Annotated in this window: 17 protein-coding genes; 11 read left to right on the top strand and 6 right to left on the bottom strand. The window is 47.7% G+C overall.

The features are described from left to right. Positions 1 to 40 precede the first annotated feature (40 nt). Complete coding sequence (gene psaB, locus H6F73_RS10520) at positions 41 to 2,269, bottom strand: photosystem I core protein PsaB (protein WP_147683310.1); 2,229 nt, start codon at positions 2,267 to 2,269, stop codon at positions 41 to 43. Between the two features lie 145 nt (positions 2,270 to 2,414). After that, positions 2,415 to 3,512 carry an SGNH/GDSL hydrolase family protein gene (locus H6F73_RS10515; RefSeq protein WP_190758725.1) on the bottom strand — a complete coding sequence of 366 codons (1,098 nt, stop codon included), beginning with the start codon at positions 3,510 to 3,512 and terminating at the stop codon, positions 2,415 to 2,417. A 372-nt stretch (positions 3,513 to 3,884) separates the two neighbouring features. On the opposite strand from H6F73_RS10515, the gene H6F73_RS10510 reads away from it, so the two are divergent. The 3 genes from H6F73_RS10510 to H6F73_RS10500 all read left to right on the top strand — a co-directional run bounded on the left by H6F73_RS10510 (position 3,885) and on the right by H6F73_RS10500 (position 6,281). Then, a complete protein-coding gene (locus H6F73_RS10510; protein WP_190758724.1) occupies positions 3,885 to 4,391 on the top strand; it encodes a photosystem I reaction center protein subunit XI in 507 nt (168 codons plus the stop codon). Positions 4,392 to 4,655: 264 nt separating this feature from the next. After that, a complete protein-coding gene (locus H6F73_RS10505; RefSeq protein ID WP_190758723.1) occupies positions 4,656 to 4,772 on the top strand; it encodes a photosystem I reaction center subunit VIII in 117 nt (38 codons plus the stop codon). 378 nt (positions 4,773 to 5,150) lie between these two features. Further along, the gene (locus tag H6F73_RS10500; RefSeq protein WP_190758722.1) at positions 5,151 to 6,281 is read left to right on the top strand and encodes an adenylate/guanylate cyclase domain-containing protein; all 1,131 of its coding nucleotides are present in this window, start codon (positions 5,151 to 5,153) and stop codon (positions 6,279 to 6,281) included. A 151-nt stretch (positions 6,282 to 6,432) separates the two neighbouring features. Here the strand turns inward: H6F73_RS10500 and H6F73_RS10495 are convergent, their stop codons facing one another. After that, positions 6,433 to 9,213, bottom strand: a complete 2,781-nt coding sequence (locus H6F73_RS10495; RefSeq protein WP_190758721.1) for a glycoside hydrolase family 2 TIM barrel-domain containing protein — start codon at positions 9,211 to 9,213, stop codon at positions 6,433 to 6,435. A gap of 500 nt (positions 9,214 to 9,713) precedes the next feature. Here H6F73_RS10495 and H6F73_RS27255 point away from each other — a divergent pair, with 500 nt between their 5' ends. The 3 genes from H6F73_RS27255 to H6F73_RS10480 all read left to right on the top strand — a co-directional run bounded on the left by H6F73_RS27255 (position 9,714) and on the right by H6F73_RS10480 (position 13,137). After that, the gene (locus H6F73_RS27255; protein ID WP_190758720.1) at positions 9,714 to 11,042 is read left to right on the top strand and encodes a TIGR04283 family arsenosugar biosynthesis glycosyltransferase; all 1,329 of its coding nucleotides are present in this window, start codon (positions 9,714 to 9,716) and stop codon (positions 11,040 to 11,042) included. 206 nt (positions 11,043 to 11,248) lie between these two features. Continuing rightward, positions 11,249 to 12,082, top strand: coding sequence for an HpsJ family protein (locus tag H6F73_RS10485; protein ID WP_190758719.1), 834 nt, complete (start codon positions 11,249 to 11,251; stop codon positions 12,080 to 12,082). Between the two features lie 158 nt (positions 12,083 to 12,240). After that, positions 12,241 to 13,137, top strand: coding sequence for a glycosyltransferase family 2 protein (locus tag H6F73_RS10480; RefSeq protein WP_190758718.1), 897 nt, complete (start codon positions 12,241 to 12,243; stop codon positions 13,135 to 13,137). A gap of 228 nt (positions 13,138 to 13,365) precedes the next feature. On the opposite strand, the gene H6F73_RS10475 is transcribed toward H6F73_RS10480, so the two are convergent. Beyond that, entirely contained in the window at positions 13,366 to 13,503 is a 138-nt protein-coding gene (locus H6F73_RS10475; RefSeq protein ID WP_190758717.1) for a hypothetical protein, read from the bottom strand. A gap of 74 nt (positions 13,504 to 13,577) precedes the next feature. Between H6F73_RS10475 and H6F73_RS10470 the strand changes: the two genes are divergently transcribed. From H6F73_RS10470 to H6F73_RS10455, 4 genes are all read left to right on the top strand, one after another. Further along, positions 13,578 to 14,306 carry a DUF502 domain-containing protein gene (locus H6F73_RS10470; RefSeq protein WP_347239514.1) on the top strand — a complete coding sequence of 243 codons (729 nt, stop codon included), beginning with the start codon at positions 13,578 to 13,580 and terminating at the stop codon, positions 14,304 to 14,306. A 31-nt stretch (positions 14,307 to 14,337) separates the two neighbouring features. Next, positions 14,338 to 14,967, top strand: coding sequence for a transcription antitermination factor NusB (gene nusB, locus H6F73_RS10465; RefSeq protein ID WP_190758716.1), 630 nt, complete (start codon positions 14,338 to 14,340; stop codon positions 14,965 to 14,967). Positions 14,968 to 15,084: 117 nt separating this feature from the next. Beyond that, entirely contained in the window at positions 15,085 to 16,932 is a 1,848-nt protein-coding gene (gene ftsY / locus H6F73_RS10460; RefSeq protein ID WP_190758715.1) for a signal recognition particle-docking protein FtsY, read from the top strand. Then, entirely contained in the window at positions 16,925 to 17,083 is a 159-nt protein-coding gene (locus H6F73_RS10455; RefSeq protein ID WP_190758714.1) for a hypothetical protein, read from the top strand. Before ftsY ends, H6F73_RS10455 begins: the two co-directional genes overlap by 8 nt. On the opposite strand, the gene H6F73_RS10450 is transcribed toward H6F73_RS10455, so the two are convergent. Beyond that, entirely contained in the window at positions 17,035 to 18,711 is a 1,677-nt protein-coding gene (locus H6F73_RS10450; RefSeq protein ID WP_190758713.1) for a transglutaminase domain-containing protein, read from the bottom strand. The two genes, H6F73_RS10455 and H6F73_RS10450, sit on opposite strands and share 49 nt — an antisense overlap. A gap of 471 nt (positions 18,712 to 19,182) precedes the next feature. On the opposite strand from H6F73_RS10450, the gene H6F73_RS10445 reads away from it, so the two are divergent. Then, positions 19,183 to 19,977 (top strand): DUF928 domain-containing protein, encoded by a 795-nt coding sequence (locus tag H6F73_RS10445; protein WP_190758712.1) that lies wholly within the window; start codon positions 19,183 to 19,185, stop codon positions 19,975 to 19,977. A 191-nt stretch (positions 19,978 to 20,168) separates the two neighbouring features. Here the strand turns inward: H6F73_RS10445 and H6F73_RS10440 are convergent, their stop codons facing one another. After that, a complete protein-coding gene (locus H6F73_RS10440; protein WP_190758711.1) occupies positions 20,169 to 22,937 on the bottom strand; it encodes a Calx-beta domain-containing protein in 2,769 nt (922 codons plus the stop codon). Positions 22,938 to 22,970: the final 33 nt, after the last annotated feature.

The following is a 22,970-nucleotide window of genomic DNA, read 5'->3' as shown; positions in this document are numbered from 1 at the left end:
CGGGGGATTTGAGAAACAGACTAAAAGCGCAAGGGAAAAATCAACCGAACTTACCTGCAGTCGAAGCAATCAAGAACGCCGCATAAGTGAGGACATAACCCACCGTAAAGTGAGCCAAGCCCACCAGACGACCTTGAATAATACTCATGGCCACGGGCTTATCCTTCCAGCGAACCAAGTTCGCCAAAGGTGTGCGTTCATGTGCCCACACCAGGGTTTCGATCAACTCTTGCCAATAACCACGCCAGCTAATCAAGAACATAAAGCCGGTCGCCCACACCAAGTGGCCGAACAGGAACATCCAAGACCAGACCGACAGATTATTCATCCCATAAGGGGTGTAACCGTTGATCGTCTGAGCTGAATACAGCCACAGATAGTCACGCAGCCAACCCATCAGGTACGTTGATGACTCGTTAAACTGAGCCACGTTTCCTTGCCAGATTCCTAGATGCTTCCAATGCCAGTAGAAGGTGACCCAACCAATGGTGTTGAGCATCCAGAACATGGCCAGGAAGAATGAGTCCCAGGCTGAGGTGTCGCAGGTGCCGCCGCGTCCGGGTCCGTCGCAGGGGAAGGCGTATCCGAAGTCTTTTTTGTCCGGCATCAACTTCGAGCCACGGGCATCCAATGCTCCCTTGACGAGAATCAAGGTCGTTGTGTGCAAACCGAGGGCGAAGGCGTGGTGGACGAGGAAGTCTCCAGGGCCAATGGTGAGGAACAGGGAGTTGGTGCCGCTATTGATCGCATCTAGCCAGCCGGGTAACCACACGTTGCCGTAGTTGGGCCAAGCGGTGGTGGCGAGGCTATCTGGGTTGGACAGCAACACGTCGAAGCCGTAGAGGGCTTTGCCTTGGGCTGCTTGAATCCATTGGGCGAACACCGGCTCTATCAGGATTTGCTTTTCTGGGGTGCCGAAGGCGACGACGACGTCGTTATGGACGTATAAGCCTAGGGTATGGAAGCCCAGGAATAGCGAGACCCAGGACAGGTGGGAGATGATCGCTTCTTTGTGCCGCAGAACGCGGTCGAGGACGTTGTTTTGGTTGGCTGCTGGGTCGTAGTCTCTGACCCAGAAGATTGCGCCGTGGGCGAAGGCTCCGACCATCAGGAAGCCTGCGATGTACTGGTGATGGGTGTACAGGGAGGCTTGGGTGGTGAAGTCTTTGGCCATGAAGGCGTAGGGCGGCAGCGAGTACATGTGCTGCGCGACGAGGGAGGTGACGACGCCTAATGCTGCTAGGTGGATGCCTAACTGGAAGTGCAACGATTCGTTGTAGGTGTCGTACAGTCCTTTGTGTCCGTCTCCCAAGCGTCCGCCGAAGGGGGTGCCTTCTGGGGGCCGGTGGGTGTTGAGGATGTCGCGGATGCTGTGACCGATGCCGAAGTTTGTGCGGTACATGTGACCGGCAATGATGAAGATCACTGCGATCGCCAGGTGGTGATGGGCGATGTCGGTCAGCCACAGGGATTCTGTTTGCGGGTGGAATCCGCCCAGGAATGTCAGGATGGCGCTGCCGGCTCCTTGTGTGGTTCCGAATACGTGTCCTGCTGTGTCTGGGTTTTGGGCGTATACGCCCCAGTTCCCGCTAAAGAATGGACCTAGTCCTGCTGGGTGCGGCAGGGTGGTTAGGAAGTTGTCCCAGCCGACGTGCTGTCCGCGTGCTTCGGGGATGGCGACGTGCACTAGGTGTCCTGTCCAGGCTAGGGATGAGACGCCAAACAATCCGGCTAGGTGGTGGTTCAGTCGCGATTCTGCGTTTTTGAACCAGGCTAGGGATGGTCTGTATTTTGGTTGCAGGTGCAGCCACCCTGCGAACAGGAATACGGCTGATAGCAGCAGTAGGAATACTGCCCCTTGATACAGGTCGTTGTTTGTCCGCATCCCGATTGTGTACCACCAGTGGTATACACCGCTATAGGCGATGTTCACTGGGTTTGATGCTCCGGCTTGGGTGAATGCTTCGACTGCCGGTGCGCCGAATTGTGGGTCCCAGATTGCGTGGGCGATTGGCCTCACGTTTAGCGGGTCTTTTACCCACTGCGGAAAGTTGCCTTGCCATGCTACGTGAAACAGGCTACCCGAAGTCCACAGGAAGATGATTGCCAGGTGACCGAAGTGTGAGGCGAATATCTTTTGGTAAAGATTCTCCTCTGTCATGCCGTCGTGGCTTTCAAAGTCGTGGGCTGTTGCTATCCCGTACCATAGCCTGCGTGTTGTTGGGTCTTGCGCCAGGTCTTGGCTAAATTTTGGGAATTTTGTTGCCATAAGTTTGCATAAACCCTTCTCGGTTTTAATATTACTGCAATTTATCCAGCCAAGAAGAGTGCTTATTAAATCAGAATAGCGATTGTGCGCCGGCACTTCAAGCGTTTTCAGCGATTGATAAGCAATCTCTGCCGGCAATTTTGTCTCAGGGCACTCGATTTAGGGCAATCCACGATTCCGCTTTTTGCAGCGCCCACCGCCAGACTCCATAGCCACGAGGATTTAGATGCAAGCCGTCTGTGGTTAATTCCCGGCGTAAATTTCCTCCCTCATCCGTAAAGTAAGTGTAAATGTCCAAGTACCTCGCGCCTTCTTGTTGGGCAATCTCCGCCAACTGCTCGTTAAGTTTACGAATCCGGCTGCTGGGAATCGCCGCAAGCCGAGTGGGCAGAATCGATTGCACGATTACTTGCGCTTGGGGGTGATCTTGGCGCAGGCGACGCACAATCTGGCGGGAATTCCAGAGTAAATCTTCATCGCTCTCTCCCCGGCGTAAGTCGTTGATGCCGGCCATGATGTAAATGCTACCGGCTCTGGTTTGGGAAAGGGTGTCTAGCCGGTTTAAAATGCCACCGGCAGTATCTCCAGAAATGCCTTGATTGAGCCACAACCGACCGACTGGCAGTCCTTCTGGGGGAAACCACATACTCAGAGAATCTCCTACCAAGACGGCGAGAGAATTGCCACCTTGTCCTTTTGCCAGGGCATTGGCTTCTTGTTCTAGAAGACGTATCCAATCTTGATAAGTCGGTTGCTCACTGGCATTTGCCCAGGATGACCTAAAGCTATCACTTGGCAACCGTGTGTAAGTCTGGCCATAGTTAAGCGCTGCTAATCTTTGGCGATAAAGCTGAGAACCGGATACAGGTCTGTGGTTGCGGCTGCTAGAAAATGCCATCAACTCAGGGGGTGCTTCTGGTGTGACGCTGGCAAATTGAGATAAGGGAATGGCCGTCTCAGATAGCTCTGTGGGGGGGTTCTCAAAGGCCGAGTTTTCCGGTAAAAAGGCCGTAGCTGGGGGCAAAGGCGGCAGCGCTAGTACCGGCAGACTTAAGGCGGGTTTGCTGAATTCCAGGGGGCTAATTTCAACGGTTGGGACTGTTTTTGTTGCTTTTGCACCCTCAAGGGTATCGGACAGTTTAAATGGACTTGCTAACTGCGTTCGGGGGGGTGCCGGTGGAGCGCAGTCTAACATTTGTTTTTTGGTTAACAGCCCAATAGCCAGCAGACAGGGATCGCTCATGGGGTTTGACTCCATCACACACTGCCTTACCTTTGCCAGTCACAATGGCCACAATCAGGACGTTCGCTCTGTCCTCGTTTGTGCTTGGGGTCAAACAAATCCCATTGGCCTGTTTAACAAAAATTAATGGAGCATTTCACGGAAATTTGGGGTAGCTCTCGGTTAAGTGCGGGTTTTACCTGACAAAACATTGACTGAAAAATTGAAAAATCAACTGAAATTTATAATTTGTAACAAAATCGAGTTGCATCAGCCGGTTTAATGAACTTTTCTAAAGCTCACAACCAATTCTGCGATTAGGCAACCCCTCCTTGCTTAGAATATGAGCTTAAGTTCTTCTACCGATTCTCAGAAAGGGAGGAAAAATTAAGCATGGCAGATCCTAGAGATATGGAAGTGGTCAAGCCGTTTAATGGCGACCCATTTGTTGGTAATCTCGAAACTCCCATCAACTCTTCTGCTTTCAGTAAAGCTTTCATTGGTAATTTACCAGCCTACCGTAAAGGCATTTCTGCGATCCAACGGGGTCTGGAAATTGGTCTGGCTCACGGTTATTTCCTGGTAGGGCCGTGGGTTGCATTGGGTCCTTTGCGTGATTACAAAGAGGCAGCCAATCTAGGCGGATTAATTTCAACCCTGAGTTTGATTTTAATCGCGACGGCTGGGATGTCCCTCTATGGCATCGTTTCTTTCCAACAGGACAGTGGCTATCCAGGCGAAAATCCTCAAGCTCCCAATCCTTTGAAAACTGCAGAAGGCTGGAGCCAGCTTACTGCCGGCTTCTTCCTGGGTGCTGTGGGTGGCGCTTTCGTTGCCTACTTCCTGCTAGAGAATTTCTCTGGTGTGGATGCGATTTTCCGGGGTTTGGTTAATAGCTAGACCTTCTTTGGGTTGGATGGGCCACCTTCACACTGATGGCGTCCTGTTCCAACTTGCGCCGGCAGTCAATCTCATTTGCGAGTCGCTTTCTGGCTCTTTGATGGTCAGCCTTCCTAGAGGCGGCTATTATTTGACAAATTGGGATCGGAATGTCATGCATTCAGATCCTTTTTTGTTAAGAATCTTGAGAGGGAAGAATCTTAGGTACAAGGTACAGTAAGATTCCTCTCGGAAACCCTGTAACTTTAGATAGGAGAATTTAATATGACAGGTGCATACGCAGCTTCGTACCTGCCCTGGATTCTGATTCCTGTAGTGACCTGGTTGATGCCTGCTGTAGTGATGGGTCTGCTGTTTATCTACATTGAAAGCGAACAGTAATTGTTGGCTTGATTTTAGAGCTTGTTTCAGCAGGCTGCCACTCACATCAAAAGGGCAATCAGTCTCCTCAAAAGGAACTAGATGCTTGTGGGAGTTTAAGTGAATGGCTTGATTTTCTTGCAATCTTTCTCTTGAGTTCCAAAAAAAATCCCCCGCCTTAGTTTGGGGGATTTTTTTATATGTGTAAAGTTAAAATCGGCAGCCGCCGGCTTAGAAGTCGGCACCAGTCATTATAAAAGCATTTAGCGGGGAAATTTAGAGCCATTAAATTTCATCACAGCAGATTTGTTAAAGTGTGCTTAAGCGGGTTGCATTTGACCAAAAAAGTCGAATACCAGATAAAATCTGCAAAATGCAAGGTAGGAGATAGACCTGACCATGCTGAACTTTTTTCAACAACACGGACACCCGTTTGCAAAGCTGGGTAATTGGGGCAGGCAGTCGGTTCGGAATTTCTCACAAGCTACAGATCCCTTAGCTGCTTATGGCATCACTCCAGAGGTGTTAGGCCGGCTAAAAACTTTTTTACAGGCGGAGGACAGCCGAGAATTGTATCACGCCAATCCCCGCCGGATTGCTGATCGGTTGCAATTGAGCGAGCAGCAAACGCTGCGACTTTTAGTATTTGCGCTTAAGGAAGGGATTGTTACGCTTAATTGGGACATTCGATGCGCTCACTGTGGAGGCATTGATCTTAGCATTAAAGGGTTGGGTGAATTACACACTCATCACACTTGTCCTGGCTGTCGTCAATCGGCGCTGACAGATGCAGATCGAGCTGTGCGAGTGACTTTCAGCATTGATGATCGCCTGCGCCAACTCGATTTATCGGCAGATGATCCAGAGTTTAGGGGCAAAATTGATACTCAGTATGGCGTAGTTTCTGGCCACCGGCTGTTAACTTTGCAAACTTTTCGCAACCTATTTCCCCGCGAAACAATTCCACCGAATGAGAGTTTGATTGTGCGGCGGGTGGCGATTTTGTTTACTGATCTGGCCGGCTCAACTGCACTTTATTCCCGACGCGGAGATACAGTGGCTTATAGTTTGGTACGGCACCATTTTGATCACTTATTTACCGTCGTAGACGAGTGCAATGGAGTGGTGGTTAAAACCATCGGTGATGCGATTATGGCAGCCTTTACGGAGCCGGCAGATGCTTTACAGGCTGCGATCATTATGCATCAGCAACTCGCCCAGTTAAATCGGCAGTTACAACTGCCACCAGAAGACGAGTTGATTCTCAAAATTGGCATAGAAGTCGGCCCGTGTATTAGTGTTAATCTTAACGGTCGCCCTGACTATTTTGGCACCACTGTCAACACTGCAGCGCGTGTGCAAGCTACCAGCCACGGCAATGATATCGCCGTCACCGGCACCTTTTTAGAAGATCCGAATGCCGCCGCGCTGGTTAAAGATTACGTTGGGCAAGCGTCTCAGTTACAGTTGAAAGGAATTGATGAGCCGGTTGCTGTTTATCACCTTCATCCAAATGCCATTTTGATATAGAACGGGAGCATAGGGAATGGGGATTTCTCTCCATTTCCCTCTCACTATGTGGGTGCCTGCCAATGGAAGACTTGGCTGTCTTTTTTAAACTGTTTAGTGAGTAATCTTTTCTGTAATTTAATCAAAATAAAAATTAGAAATCAATGACGAATTAAGGCAGCCGACGAACCCGAATTCCACTCATTACCGGCTCTCCTATCCCTGCTATCAATTGAATTTCAATTCCCTTTCCTTCAACAGCTTTTAGTTTAAAGGTTTGATTCACTGCTTGAAACATTCCGTATTGTTTGAATAAGTCCAGATTATCTAGGAGGATCTGATTATTAATTTTAACATTAAATACGCGTTGATTGGCTTCTTTTAGCAATCTTTCTGCAAAAAGTAATTCGATTTCATACTCTCCATCCGGCACATCAAATCGATAACGATGCGTGCCGGTTCGCATCATTTGATAAAGCGGATCTGCGGTTGTGCCTCGAATGTTTTCAACTTCTGCTGGCGGTGTTTTTTCACCGGCTATATATCCCCAGCTTCCTGGTTGATATTCTTGATCTGGCTCCCAAATTATGCCATTATCATCGATAAATTGAGCATCAGAGCCGGCATTCACGGCTAGTTCTTTAAATGGAAGCAATGGATCGGCAAGATTTAAAGGTTGCTCATTAAAGTTTATCTCAACGCGGTCGCAAGTTTCTTCTTTAGAAAAAGAATTATTTTGAAATCCACAGGCTTTAATAACATTGATGCCATTTTGAAAAGGTACATCCCAAGTTGCCTGCCGGCTACTGTCGATTTCCTTCATTCCTAAAGATTGATTATTGACAAACAGTTCGACTTTTGGGTAGTTTGAGTAAACTTCCACCGGCTGGACTGTGGAAAGTGAACTTTTTGCCGGCAGTTGAGAATTTTGGGATTCTTCTATATTTATTTTACCGGCTGCTTGTGCGCTTCCTGAACGTTGCAACCATTCGCGCGTTGCGATATAAATAACTGGGTTTTTAGAGAATTTGGCTTGATAAAAAAAGTAGATATCTTTGGGTTGCCGGTCAAAGGTTTGGATACCTTTTTGGTTAAGATGAGGGATAGAACCGCCGCGATCTTCAACACCGAAATCAAATTGATTCCATAAAGAACTGCCGGCAACAAAAGCTCGCGCTTCTATTTGCTGTAAATAACTTTCGTGGAGCCTGCGTTGATATTCCGCAGTAAAATCTCTTCGCTGAGGATTTAAGGAATGCAACCTTGAGTCACTGTCAGCGCCGTACTCACTGACAATTATAGGCCGGCTAGGAAACTTTTCGTGTTGGTTATCTAGAAATTTTCCAAAATCTGTAAATACGCCACTATACCAGCCGGCATAGATATTCCAACCAACCACTTGGGGGACATCTGCGATACCAGCTTCATTGTAAAGTGGGATGCGGTGCATTGCCATTACACTCGTTCTTGTTGGATCTTCTTGACGTAGCAATTTTTCTAAAATTTGAGCTAATTCTAAGGTTTTTTGCTGGTATTCTGGTGTCTTTTCTGGCCCTTTTAGGAAAATTTCATTCATATAACCCCACATCAGCACCGAGGGATGATTATAATGCTGACGAATCATTTCAGTTAGCATCACTTTGCTTGTTTCGGTGAATGCTTGAGACGGAGTAATATAGTTAACTAAGGGAATTTCTTCCCATATAATTAAACCAAGCTGATCTGCAGTTTGCAAGACTACCGGATCTTGAGGATAATGAGCTAACCGTAGGAAATTTGCCCCCATATCCTTGATCATCTGGAGATCGCTGCGGTGAATTTCATTGCTGACAGCGCTTCCCATGCCTTTGTAATCTTGATGCCGGTTCGTTCCTTGCAGTTTCAAAGGTTTACCGTTGATAAAAAATCCCTTTTCTGCATCAAAAGAAAACCAGCGAAAGCCGAGGGGGTTTTCAACGATGTCTACCACGCTATCACCGTCATAGATATTCGTAGCGACTGTGTAAAGATAGGGGTTATCCGTTGACCAAAGTTGCGGATTATTAATAGATTCACTAAGCTGTTCAAACGTAGTTTTTCCGTTTGTCGGCACGTTAACAGAAGACTCCAAAGAAGCAACCGTTTTCCCCCTGGCATCTGTTATCGTATTTTTAACTCGCACCTGTTTGTTTTCGGCTGTGCTATTAACAACCGTTCCTCGAATTCGTACCGTTGCGCGTTCCTCAGAAACCGTAGGCGTATCTATATAAATTCCCGGCGAGGCAAAGTCCAAAACATTGATATGTAAAGGCTCAGTTGCGATCAGCCACACATCCCGGTAGATGCCGCCGTAAAATGTAAAATCTGCTGAAAGTGGGGCAATATTCTCGTTAAAACTGTTATCTGCTTTAATCGCAATGGTATTACCACCGGCTTCCCCGCCAAAGTTTACCAAATCTGTTACTTCACAAGCAAAGGCTGAATAACCGCCTTCATGATGGCAAGCCAGTTTTCCATTCACAAAGACATCAGCAACTTGATTAACTGCCTCAAAATAAAGAAAAAGATTTTTTCCTTTTAAATTACTGTCAATTTCCAAAGTTTTGCGATACCAGCCGGCACCCCGATAGTAACCGGGAACCTCATCAAACGCATCTTCAGCATTCCAAGTATGAGGCAAATTCACAACTGACCAACCAGCGTCATTATAACGAGGAAGTTCCGCCCCTTTAACATCCTCCCGCAAAAATTTCCAGCTATTATTAAGACTGACACGACTACGTGGGCCGGCAAGATTACTAATTATTTGATTTTCCTGTAACATTTGGGTAAATAGCTCCCGTACTGCTGGGAAAAAACGCTGCTGAATCTCAAATGTTTTTGCTGCTTGCCGGTGATTCGGTTCATTTACCGGCCCTGTGCTTGTCATTAGAAGCAATGGATAAATAATAGAGGCAATCGTCGCTAGTTTCATAAGATTTTATAATTTTTGCCAGCTCTAAATCAGAAGCCAAGGTTAAAAATTAGTCTAGAGTTAGCTAATTATCTGTCATGCCGGTGTTCAAGGTATGCCGGCGCAGAAATATTTACATTTTTTATAATAAAAGTAGGCATTGACATGATATTATTTACATAATGGGATAGCAGCATTTGTCAAAAATTTGCACAGATTTTCATTATAAAAATAGTAACATAAAAACCTTAGGAAATAAACCTTTTTAATCAAAAAATAAAAAAATTAACCACATTCTAGAAAAGAACAAAATAATGACTGAATATTAAAAATAGAATAATAGACCTCAGCTGTATATGCCTGCCGGCACGCTGCGCTATCATCTGGCTATACCGAAACCTACGCTATTATCTGCGGTTAAAAAAATCTAAATTTGCCAGGAATCTAATGAAATAAACTTTAAATCTTAAAAAACTTAAGGCCAAACAAAATCCCCCAAATCTTCCTGTCAAAAATAAACCGTGAACTCAACAGAAAACAGTCGCGAACACCAAATCATCTTTACCCGGTATCCAGAACCCGGAAAAACCAAAACCCGACTCATCCCCGCCCTCGGATCAGAAAAAGCAGCCGAACTACACCGGCACCTCGCCGAACACACCCTAAACCAAGTCAAACAACTCGCAAATAACCGCTCGATCACCACAGAAATCCGATTTACCGGCACCACAGAAGCGCAAATGCAAGCTTGGTTAGGCGCAGAAATTACCTGCCGACTTCAAGGAGAAGGCGATCTCGGTGAACGCATGGCAAGGGCATTTCAAGAAGCATTCACCACCGGCAGCCAGCGAGTCGTGATCATTGGCACAGATTGCCCCAGCATCGATCCCCCCCTGCTTGCCAATGCCTTTGAGGAACTACACCGGCACGACTTAGTTCTTGGCCCTGCAGAAGACGGAGGCTATTATTTAATCGGATTAAGCCGATTTATCCCAGATTTGTTCGCCGGTATCACCTGGGGCACCAGCAGCGTTTTGCAACAAACCTTGACAATTGCCAATCAATTGCAGTTATCCTACAGCCTTTTGCCGCAGCGAGCCGATATAGATCGACCAGAAGATTTAGCGCTTTTAGACGAACGATTTGCAAATTTCAAGCACGTAACACCCAAAATTTCCATCATCGTGCCGGTATTAAATGAGACCGGCACCCTTGAGAAAACCCTGAGAACCGCTCAATTATCCACCCAAGTAGAAATTATTGTCGCCGACGGCGGCAGTGAGGATGGCACAGACGATTTGGCCAGATCGATGGGTGTAAAAGTAATTTACCCCCCAGCCGGTCGTGCGGCTCAAATGAATGCCGGTGCAGCCATCGCCACCGGCGACATTTTGCTATTTCTCCACGGCGACACCCAACTGCCCCCAGGGTTTGACAAAGTAATTACAGAAACACTCTCCAACTCAGACACCATCGCCGGTGCCTTTGAATTGCGAATTGACGGCGAACACAGGGGGCTGCGCTTCATTGAAACCGGCGTGAATTGGCGTTCACGGTGGTTTGGGATGCCCTACGGCGATCAGGCGATTTTTATGCCGGCACAGGTGTTTAAGCGCGTCGGCGGCTTTCCAGAAATGGCGATTATGGAAGATTTTGAAATGATGCGCCGGCTGCGACGGCTGGGAAAGATTAACATTGTAGCGATGCCGGTGCTGACATCGGGACGCCGGTGGCAGAAACTTGGGGTAGTGAAAACCACATTGATTAACCAACTGGTGATTATTAGCTATTTCCTAGGCGTAGCACCCACTCGCCTAGCACGCTGGTATCGCCGGCAGCAAAAAAGTTGATCAATCCACCGCCGATCATTGCCTGACAAACCTTTCTAAGCTTTTCTGGGGCAATCAAGGGGAGAAAATCTCTTTCCTATCCCCCTCTCCCCCATTTTCTTGCCGGTTTTCCCAACTAGATGTGTCATTTCTATTAGACACGGGAATTTTTTTAGAGCAATCCGGTAACTTTGAAGTAGACAACAAGCAACAAAGCTGAGAATTCTATGATTGATAGCCGTCAACCTTCCTCCATAGCCGCTCGAACGCTCACGATTGTTGGCACAATCTTAATCGTGGCTTATCTGCTTGACTGTGCGATTGTGCTGTTTCCGCCCAACTTCCTAGACAGACCCTGGCAGATGGCCTTCACCAGCCAGATCGTCGAGCGGGGAATTCTCCCGATGGTAGGTTTGGGCCTGATTTTCGCCGGCTATGGGATTGAGAGCAACGCCGGCGGCGGATCGCCTTCCAACCGCAAACCTTTTCTCGACATAAAATTTTGGAGCTTAGTGCTTTCTAGCTTGTTGGGACTGCTTTTCTTATTGCTATTTCCCCTGCATCTCAACAATGTTCGTCTTGACAGGAATGAAAAACTCGGTCAAATTACGAGCCGTGCAGACCAAGCTGAACTCCAAGTCACCAGTCAAGTCAGTAACGCCGAAATCCAAAAGGAAATTGAAAAGCAACAAACACTCGTCAAAACCCAGTTAGCCGAACTCGTCAAAGACCCACAGAAACTTGATGAAGCGATTAAAAGCGGTCGCGTTCCTAAAGAGCAAGCAGATTTACTTCAGAGATTTAAGCAAGATCCCCAGGCGATTGACCAATTTGTTCAGCAACAATTCAATGCTGAAACCCTTAGCAATCGGGAACTGAGCCGAATTCGGGGCAATCGGCAGCAACTTGAAGAACAAACGAAACTGACTTCGTTAAAATCTGGATTGCAAACCGGCATTAGCAGTTTGCTTTTGGCATTTGGCTATATGGCCATAGGCTGGACTGGATTAAAAAACTTAGGCTATGTCAAAGTAGGCCGGCGCAAAAACGCACCCCGTTAATCAACCCTTGGATCGCTCCTTTAGACATTCGCTTTCTTAAGGAAGAAGTTAAACCCACAAAATTAAAAATTAAAAAATGATCACGTAACTTTTCTTTTTTAATTTTTAATTTTTAAGGCTTAATTATTCCTTCGTTGCTCCTCACGCGCTTCCCAGAAATGTTTTCTATTTATATCCTCACCTACAACGAAGAAATTGATATTGCGGCTTGCATTGAATCAGCCCTAATGTCGGATGATATTATCGTGGTGGATTCGTTTAGTCGGGATCGCACCGTTGAAATTGCCCACCGCTATCCTGTGCGCTTAGTGCAGCACCCGTTTGAAACTCACGGAAAGCAACGAACTTGGATGCTGCAATCTGTTCCGACAAAGTATGAATGGGTTTATATTCTTGAAGCCGACGAACGAATGACACCGGCACTGTTTCAAGAATGCCTGGAAGCCACGAAGACAGAGGAATACATCGGTTACTACGTGGCTGAGCAAGTTATCTTCATGGATCGGTGGATTCGGCGCAGCACCCAGTATCCGCGCTATCAAATGCGGCTATTCCGTAAAGACAAAGTCTGGTTCAGTGACTACGGACATACCGAAAGAGAAGTGTGCGAGGGACCCACCGGCTTTATCACAGAAACTTACCCCCATTACACTTGCAGTAAAGGTTTGAGCCGGTGGATTGAAAAACATAACCGCTACTCCACCGATGAAGCCGCTGAAACCCTGCGCCAGCTAGAGAAAGGCAGCGTCAGTTTACGGGATTTAGTCCTGGGGCACTCGGAAGTCGCCAGACGCCGCGCCCTCAAAGATTTGTCCCTGCGCTTACCCTTCAGACCCTTGCTGCGCTTTCTCTATATGTATTTCCTGCTGGGTGGTTTTCTCGATGGCAGGGCCGGCTTTGCCTGGTGCACCTTGCAAGCTTTTTACGAATACCTAATTTTGCTGAAAGTCTGGGAAATGGAGAATCTGCCGGTTCCCACACTTGACCCAAAAACTCCATCTGCTGAAGAGTCCAACGCTGATTCGGCCAGAGCGCTCTCTGAGCCACAAGCTTAACCGAGATCGGCGGTATCAAAATTAATGTTAAATTTGATACTAATTATTTTAAGCTATCCAAATAGCTCGTCATCTGCTCATTTCCCTCAGTAAGCAAACCTCAAACATAGAAGGGATCGCCCTCGTCTCAGGACTGGAGCGAGTTAGTTATTATTTTTATGTAAGATTGGGCTGATTCAGCCAGAGGCAGCGATGCGACTTAGGGTTTAATAGATTTGAAACAGTTCTTTACAAATCTGACACAATAATGAGTAGAGCTCCCAGCCACTCCCACTCAGTAGAGACAGGTGCGTGTAAAGCCCGGTAAGGCAGAATCGCTGGCAGTTCGCCCCACCGGGGTGTTGGGTTGAAAATCTCATTGATCATGCCGCCAGCAACTCCTAGCGCTTAGTTGGGAGTGCCATAATTTCCACAGCCAGTTCAAGGAGAGTAGGCTATCTGTGACCCAGCGCTTCATGCAGGACTTAAAGAATGATCTAATTGCCGGTCTGCTGGTGGTGATTCCCCTAGCGACGACCATCTGGCTGACAATTACCATCGCTAACTGGGTGATCAACTTTCTCACCCGCATTCCCAAGCAGATTAATCCCTTTGATGGTTTGCATCCCATCTTGGTCAATGTGCTGAATTTAGTGGTGGGACTGGCTGTACCATTGCTGAGTATCCTATTGATCGGCTTGATGGCTCGCAACTTTGTGGGGCGGTGGCTGCTCGATTTCGGTGAGCGCCTCCTACAAGCCATCCCACTCGCCGGCTCGGTTTATAAAACTCTCAAACAGCTCCTAGAAACGCTCCTAAAGGATTCTAACAGCAAGTTTCGCCGCGTGATCTTGGTGGAGTATCCCCGCAAGGGTATATGGGCGCTGGCGTTTGTCACAGGGACGCTCAGCACCGATATTCAGTCTCACTTGTCCGGCTCCATGCTCAGCGTTTTCATCCCAACCACGCCAAATCCCACCACCGGCTGGTACGCAATTGTCCCAGAAGAAGAGGCGATTAACCTCTCGATGTCCATAGAAGATGCTTTTAAAGTGGTCATTTCCGGTGGAATTGTCAGTCCAAGCTCCTCAATCATCGCCTGTTCTTTGGCTAACGCCCCAGACAGAAAACTGGAACCATTGCGCTTTGAGGGGCGACGGCAGCCGATACCGGCAGAAGAAGATATATAAAAATTAGGAAAAAAGGTCAAGGTTAGCCGTCATGCAAGCTCGAAGAATTTCCCGTGAACTGGCTTTGCTAAGCCAGAGCCAGCTGAGTGCCAATTTAGAAAAATTAGCAGCGCAGCAGTTACAAGATGTGGTATTAGCGGCTGTGCGTACCCTAACGACAGAAGTTCATGACGTACTCGAAACCGCTGCAGGAGAACTGAAACGAAGCAGCGATCGCCTGTTGAGCAGCGAAACCCGCACCACCGAAGTCGAAGGTGCCAGAGTGATGGTTAAAGAAGCCGTTGAACTGGGCCAAACAGCGATTAACCGGCTGGGGATGGCGTTGGAACTTCCAGAATTTATCCAGCTTGCCAACCAAAAAGAAGTCCGCGCCTACACCCTAGAGATTCTCAGCGTGCTGAGCGAGCGCCGGCAGCAAATCGATGGCATCCTCTCAGAAGCACTGGTAGATTGGCAGTTAAATCGCTTGGCCCGCATTGACCAAGATATCTTGCGGATCGCGGTGGTAGAAATGCAGTTTCTGGGGGTTCCTGACAAAGTTGCCATTAACGAAGCAGTGGAAATTGCCAAACGCTACAGCGGCGACGACGGACACCGATTTATCAATGGTGTGTTGCGCCGGGTGTCTGACGCAACCAAAGGGATCACGAAAAATCAGTAACCGTCAAGCGTTAGTGGCTAGGGGCGGGTTTCCGCCACCCTTGAGCTGGTAACGAACTGACAGCCGACAATCTAAAATTGAAAATCAACATCGCCGGCAGCATTTTGGAAAAGGGTAATGGTGTTTAATTGGTTCCGCCGCCAGTTTAGTGAGAAATCTGACGAAAAAGAAGAGGAGCAGTCTCAACCGGCTGCCACTCAGCCTGAAGTAGAATCTGCTGAATCTGCTTCAGAATCCGCATCAACTGAGCAGCAATCACCAGAGGTGGCAGCGGATTACCTCAACTGGGCGAAGGCAGCTTACAAAAATATTCAGAAGCAACAGCAGGGAGTAGAAGCGGAAACGGCAACCCCAGCCGAGGCAGCACCAGAAACGGCTGATCCGACACCGGCAGTTGCGCCGGCTGAGGATCTCAACTTGGTTGCCGGCACCCAAACTGAGGAAGCGCAGACAGCCGAAGAACCCGCCACCCTTACAGAAACCGCCGCCGAAAGCGCAGCAGCCGGCGAAGTGGCTGAACAGGTTGAACCGGCAGCAGAACCGGAAACAGCCCCGATTGCTGAGCCGGCACTCGCCGCAGAAGAAACGCCGGCAGCGCCTGAAATCGCAGCAGAGGAACCGATAGCAGAGGAACCAGCCGTCCTCACAGAAACCGCCGCCGAAAGTGCAGCAGCCGGCGAAGTGACTGAACAGGTTGAGCCGGCCCTGATCACTGAGGAAGAACCCACGACTGAGCCGGCACTTAGCACTCAGGACTCAGAACTCAGGACTCAGGACTCAGAACTTACCACTCAGGACTCAGAACTCAGGACTCAGGACTCACCACTGCCATTGTGGGCCAGGGCAGAAGCAGACCGGCAAGCCCGACTGGAACGGCTCAAAGCCTCAGCGGTTGACTCAACGGAACCGGAAATTGTCAAACCGGCGGCTGTCCAAACTGAAGATGTTACCGATTTTGTCTTTGACGAGGGTTTCCTCTGGTCAGCAGAAATTTTGGCCTCTCAAGGCCGGCGTCCTGAAGACATTTCTATCGAAGAAATCACTTGGCTCAAAAAACTGCGGCAAAGTTTAGATAAAACCCGTCGCAGCTTAATTAACCAGCTCAAGGCAATTGTGGGTCAAGGCCCACTGAATCAAGCTGGGGTGATGGAAATTGAGTCGCTGCTGTTGCAAGCAGACGTTGGGGTGGAGGCGACCGATTACATTATTAACGCCCTCCAGAAAAAGTTGCGAGAGGAAGCGCTGAACCCAGAGGAGGCGATTGCCTATCTGAAAACAATTTTGCGCGATATGCTAGACCAGCCCACCGGCAAGTCTTACAATCCCACCTTTGCCCCGGAAAAAGACGAGCTGAATATCTGGTTAATCACCGGGGTTAATGGTGCCGGTAAAACAACTACCATCGGCAAAATTGCCCACATCGGCCAGAAATCCGGTTATAAATGCTTGATTGCCGCCGCTGATACCTTCCGCGCCGCAGCCGTCCAACAGGTGAAGATTTGGGGCCAGCGCAGTGAAGTTGACGTGATTGCCAATCCAGGGCAAAACACTGACCCCGCAGCAGTCGTGTTTGACGCTATTGCAGCAGCTCAAGCGCGGGGGACGGAACTGCTACTGGTAGACACGGCAGGTCGCCTCCAGAACAAGAAGAACCTGATGGAGGAACTCAGTAAGATTCGGCGGATTATCGATAAAAAAGCCCCCAATGCCAAGATTCAATCCCTACTTGTTTTGGATGCAACTTTGGGCCAAAACGGTCTGCGGCAAGCCGAAGTGTTCGCACAAGCCGCCCAGTTGAGTGGGGTAGTCTTGACAAAACTGGACGGAAGTGCTAAAGGGGGCATTGCCCTGGCTGTCGTGAAACAGCTCGGTTTGCCCATCCGGTTTATCGGTGCCGGCGAAGGCATTGAAGACTTGCGCCCCTTTTCCAGCTATGAGTTTGTGGAAGCCTTGCTCAGTGGCTGATGGGGAGATAGAAACCGATGGCGAAAAGACTAGGATTTTAGCGGGTTCGGCGCTGCCGGCAGGAGAAACGCTTTTCCTGCCGGCATTCTCCAACTTCTTGACTCAGTTTCCTGCCGGCATCAGTTCTTCTAAGATTTTGAACCGGACGTGATTGATGGCAAGATCGCCAATGGAAACGTTTTCTTTGTCCACCGGCTGCCCGTATTGCGTCAGCGTGGCAAAGCGGATTCCTTTCCCAATTTCAATGTGATACCAAGCCAACCCCATGAAAAATCGCATCGGGTATGGGCCTTGTTCTTGGATATCATCGGGATTGGATTCCATAGGCAACCAGCCAAATCCGGGTGCGTAGAACTCTAACCACACATGATTAAAGTCTGGCATCAGGGGTACTAATAGCCGGTCAGCATAGGCTGGGCATTTGTAGCGCCCGATCGTTCGGCAAGCAATGCCATTCAGGCGCATTAGGGCCAGTAAGATTCCCACATATTCCCCACAGGAACCAACACCGCGTTCTAGGGCCACATCGGGGGTGTCAATGTAAGGTTTAATGCCATAGGATAGCTTGTCGTAGACGTAATCCCGAATGCTTAGCACTTTCCGCAGCAAATTGGTTTCTGTACCAATTGCTTCACCGGCAGCTAGGCGAACCATTTCAGTATCCATTGCCAAGTTGTCATTATCCACCAGATAAAGCGCGGGATAAGTTGGCGGCATTTCGGGCGCGTTTTCAACATCGCGGGGCGTCAGGCGATACTTAATGCTGTGGACTTCCAGCAAAGCTTTCCAACCAAATATACGGGCTTCGTTGGGTTTGAGGGTGTCAAATTTGAACACGGCAACCCGTTCGCCATCTTGAATTTCTTCGGTGAAGGGCAACCCGACGGCTTCGATGGATCTGACTTTTTGCCGGTGCGTGTTAGACGGCAGGGCGATGCGCCATTCTAAATTGTCTACACTGACCTCGTCTAAGGGGGCCATTTCCTCTACATAAGACATCTCGATCAGATAGCCATTGGAGAGGGCGTAACGACCGGCTTCGTCATAGTGAACGTAAAGCGGATGAATGAAGGTGCGGTCTCGAAATGTTAGCTGATGAGGATCAGGTGAGTTGGGATCGTCCCGGATATAAGCTTCTTCGCCGGCGTAGGCCACATAAAGAATATCTTGGCCGGTTTCGGGGTTCGCATGAAATGCTAAGCCGGTGGGAGATTCAAAGGGCGTCAACACACTAAAGCGAACCTGGCCGGTGCCCCGATCTAAGCAGTATACGCTTTGCTCGCTGGTGTCGCACAGCCAAAGTTCTTCTTCCCGCACTGTAATATTCTCGATTCCAATACCAGGGGCGTCGAATTTGGTAATTTGCTTGCCGGTGTTGCGATTAAAAACCAGAATGTAGCCGGCTTTTTGGCAGGTAACATAAACGGTTGAACCCCACACTGCCACGCCATTAGCGAGGTAAGGCAAGGTCACAAAATGTTGCGGTGTAAACTCACCTAACTTGCAGAAGTACACACTTTCGTCAAGGGTAAACCAAAGGGTATCCTCCCATACCGCCAAGCCGGTGGCATCGATAAAATCTGCCGCCTGATAGGGATTAAGAATGGTGGTGTTTTCGTTTGTGCAATCAATCTGGAGCAAATGGCCGCGCGCTGAATCTATGGCTATCAGTGCATCTTCAACAAATGCCATACCGTGCAGCGCATAGGCTGCATGAGGTCTAATCGTGCGTAACCAGGGATTTTGTGTCGGGGGGGAAACTGGGGAATCGGGAGCCATCTTGAATAGGGTGGGTAAGTTATGGTAGATGATAATTAGTAGTATCGTAACGAACCTGTTAAAAGTAACCGATTTTTGAATAATTGTTTCTTGATGCGCCGGTCAAAACGTCTGGTGAGCTGTCTCTCGCTTTGGAAGGCAACTCAATTTATCCTTCAAGAGCCAGCAAAAATTGCAGCCTCGGCAATCTCTATCGGTTTACTGTCTAACCCAGCACTTAGCACTCAGCACTCAGAATTTGTCTCTTTACTCTCTCACTCAAGACTAAGAACCCAGAACTGATCACTTTTTTCTTTACTCTCTCACTCAGGACTCAGGACTCAGGACTCAGAACTGGGCACTTTTTTCTTGATGCTTATCCGTCTCAAGCGAGTTAGTATTGAGTACATTGATTCTACGGCTGTGTAGGAACTCAAGCTCCTATGCAGCCGTCTTGTAAAGTTACTCGACTCACCAGAAGACTGGTATATTATGGCTAGGAAGAAGTCTTTTCTCTATTTGCTTCCATTGTCGTTAGCCCTGTCCTTTGGACTTGCTGCAACCTCCAGTTTCCCAACTCTGGTGCAGGCACAGATATCGCAGCCAGATGCAAATGCTCAAGGTCAAGGAGTAGGAGGGAATTGGAATGCGTTTAACCCACCGAGTACAGGACTGCCAGGAGGCCGGCAAGAAGGCGGCGGTGTGCGTGGCCCTTGTCCCAATGGTTCTGAGCAAATCACTGCTCTAAGCCCTCAAACAAATGCTGGGTTAACGGCATCAGCTTTGCCTAAATTCTATTTGTATGTGCCGGCAACGATCTCACTCCCGATGGAGTTTACGCTGTCTGAGTTTACAGACGCTAATAATGAAGAAAATGAAAAGGAAGTTTATCAGACAACTTTTAGTCTGACTGGAACGCCTGGAGTGATTAGCGTCAGTATGCCGGAAGGCGCACCACCGCTAGAAGTTGGCAAAAACTACTATTGGTCTTTTTCATTGCTCTGTCAGAATAATGCACCGGAAGCGAGTATTATCCGAGGGGGATGGATTAAACGCTCTGAGCTTAGCCCTAAACTCCTGCAGGAATTAGAGAGTGCTAAGGCGATTGATCGTCCGAGTATTTATGCAAGAGAGGCAATCTGGTTCGATACGGTTTCCTCTCTCGCTGAGTTACGCCGGCTGGAACCGGATGATGCAACGGTGGCAAAAAATTGGGAAGAGTTGCTGAATTCTGTGGAACTGGGGAATCTGGCAAACGCACCCTTTGTTGATACGACTCAGCCATAACAAATTAACTGGTAAGGTCGAAAGTTCTAAAATCTCAGTTTTGAGTGATGAGTAGACTTCTGGCAAAAGTCTTTTTTAATCACAGATCTGTTAATTGGCACTTGAGGTTTTTGCTAGAGATTTAGTCGTTAATTGACAGCTTCATTCTCTCATGTGGGGACACGGTAATGCTGTGTCTCTACTTAGTTTTTTTAGACAATATCGAAAATTGCGATGTCCGCAGAGATAAAGTTAGCTGAATTGTTAATTTGCTGTGGGCGAACATCTTTCAATAATGCTAAAAATTCCCCACCGGCAGTGATAGCGGTATCTTGAGAAATCCCAAATAGCCCGCGATTAAATTGTTGAAAACTGAGCTGTTCAAAGGATAGATCGATCAGACCGATGATATCTGTGCCGGCCTTAAAATCTGTAATCAGATCGGCTTCATTTTGATTGCCGGCTTTGCGTTCATCTCGCTCAATTATAAATGTATCCCGGCCCGAACCACCTGTTAGCTCATCTTTGCCGGTTCCTCCATAAAGCCAATCATTTCCCGAATCAAAAGCGCCCCCACCTCCCAGTAGCTGATCGTTTCCTGATCCTCCACTTAAGGTGTCATTGTCGCTGTCGCCATTGAGCCGATCATGACCCGATTCACCCAAAAATTTATCATTGCCTGAGCCGGTGTAGCGAATATCGCCGGCTGTAAAATTAAAGTTATCAGCCCCCTTAATATTATCGTTTGCAAAGCTCCCAATCACAATATCGTTATATTGATTTGATGGGGAGCGGGCAATTAATAATGTGGGTTTTTGAGCCGGATTTGGTTTGGGAATTGTTTCGTTTGATTTTGGATTTGGTACAACAAGGATTCCTTTATGCCAGCCCGTTTCCCGTTTCCGAATTTCCAGTTCACCAAAATTTTTAATCGGCAATTCTTCAATATTGTCATAAGCTCTCATCCCCAGCAGAGAACCCATTTTTTCCGGTTCATTTGTTAAATGGGTAAATGTTTCTATCACCCAACCGTGTTCATTCCCAATATCAGTAAGCCGTTCAGCTCGATTGCCAAAATCAATTTGAAAAGATTCATCCGCTGTTACTGCAAAATCTTGATTGCCGGCCAAACTATTAGAGCCAACCAATGCTCTAGAAAATTCTGAAACATCCCTAAATTTTTCAGGTCTATCTTCTCCGCCAAATCTACTGTCTAAGTCGTACCTTCCTCTAAATTCTGAAGGCGGATCAAGGGCGGTAATTGTTCTAACGCCGACTGCATTAGGATTAGTTAGGTTTAATCGAGTGCCGGCTCTATTCGTATCATCTCGATAAATTCGCCCGATTTCCGCACTCATTAAGGAACCTAAACTGTGTCCAACTAAATTTAGACTTTTTAAGGCTTCTTGTGAATCAATTCCCCATACTTCTTTTAACTTTTTAACCGCAAATTCTGCAACAGTGCTAATCCATGTAGCCGCTCTCAAATTGCCGCCGGCAGCAGAGGCGTATGCCGTGCCAATTGGGCCGAGATCCTCACGCAGCGCATTATAAGCAACTTCTCTCCAGTCAAGTGCTAAAACGCGATCTCCACGTCTTGCTGCAGCGACTGATTTGGCTAAAGAGTCAATTCCTTCTGTGAGAGAACTATTATTCCACCCATGAATAATGACCCATGTTTGCTTTGCTTCAGGTGAATCTGCAAGCACTCGAAAACCCACACGTCGAACATTTCGATCTACATTGGGAATAAGTTCTCCGGCAATTTCACCCCCCTGAACTGTTCCTAAAGTAGCTGCCGGCCATTCACCTTGACTATTTTGTAAAACAACTGTCCTTAAGTCTTGAACGTTGATTCCAGTCGTTTGAAAATTTATCGGATCGTTAAAAAAATCAAAGTTTTGAATATTGAGAACAGCCGCGTTCTGAGTGCCGGCGGTCGCACCACCCGTAAGATTTTCTAAAGTTAAATTAACCGTATCAATGTTTTCTGCTACAGTATCTGCAACGATGGGAACCGCGACCGTTTTTTCGATTTCCCCATTTGCAAAGGTTACAGGAATCGGAGTGCTATTATAATCTTCAGAGGCGGTGGCAGTACCGGCATTCAAGTTTATCGTGGCACTAACTTCTCCGAAACTGCCGGCAGTGCGGATCACACTCACCGCTAAAGTCGGAACATCTAATTCCAAAACATTAAATTCAGCATCAGCAAACGCTAATTGACCCGGCTTTTCATCATCAATAATTGTGAGAAGTGCCGTTTTCTGCGCTCCCAAAGCGGTATTACCCGTTGATTCACTTAAAGTTAAATTAAGAATTTCATCGCTTTCTGGCACACCATCATCAAGAAGCGGAATTGATACAATTTTTTCTGTTTCTCCCGGAGCGAACTCGACTACAACAGCGCTATTTTCATAATCTGCTGAGGCGGCAGCACTGCCATCAGCTAATATCACAGTGGCACTCACTGCTTGATTAACTTCACCCGTGCGAGTCAAAACGACAGCAGCGATGGGTGTGCCATCTTCAATTGCGCTGAATTCAGCCACACTAAACGCCAATTGTGCGGTAGGCGCAGCCTGCCGGTTTTCAGATTTACCGTACTCAATAAAGTGTTGAATCGCACTTTTAAAAGGGCCATTCATAATTGCATTGACTACGTCTGGGTTTCTATTGAGATAGAATTGGGAATTAAACAGAAGGCTGGGGTTGCGTCCTTCAAATTGACCAAACTTGATAAAATGTTGAATTGCACTTTTCAGGCTGCCTTTAGCAATTGCCTCCGCTACATCTGGATTTGCCGCCAAATAAAATGCTGGATCAAAGAGAGAACTCGGAGCGAGTCCGGAAAATTGGCCAATTTTATCGAAGTGTTCAAATCCATCTTTAAACTGGCCTTTGGTGATTGCCTCGGCTGCTTCGGGGTTCGCTTCTAGATAAAACTCAGGATTGAAGAGATCCCGATAATTAATCCCCATAATTTTACTCAGTTCTCAGATAAGAAGATGCTG

Source organism: Microcoleus sp. FACHB-68, assembly GCF_014695715.1.
Lineage (GTDB): Bacteria > Cyanobacteriota > Cyanobacteriia > Cyanobacteriales > Oscillatoriaceae > FACHB-68.
The sequence above is the reverse complement of the archived record's forward strand: the minus strand, read 5'-3'. Positions and strand labels throughout refer to the sequence as shown.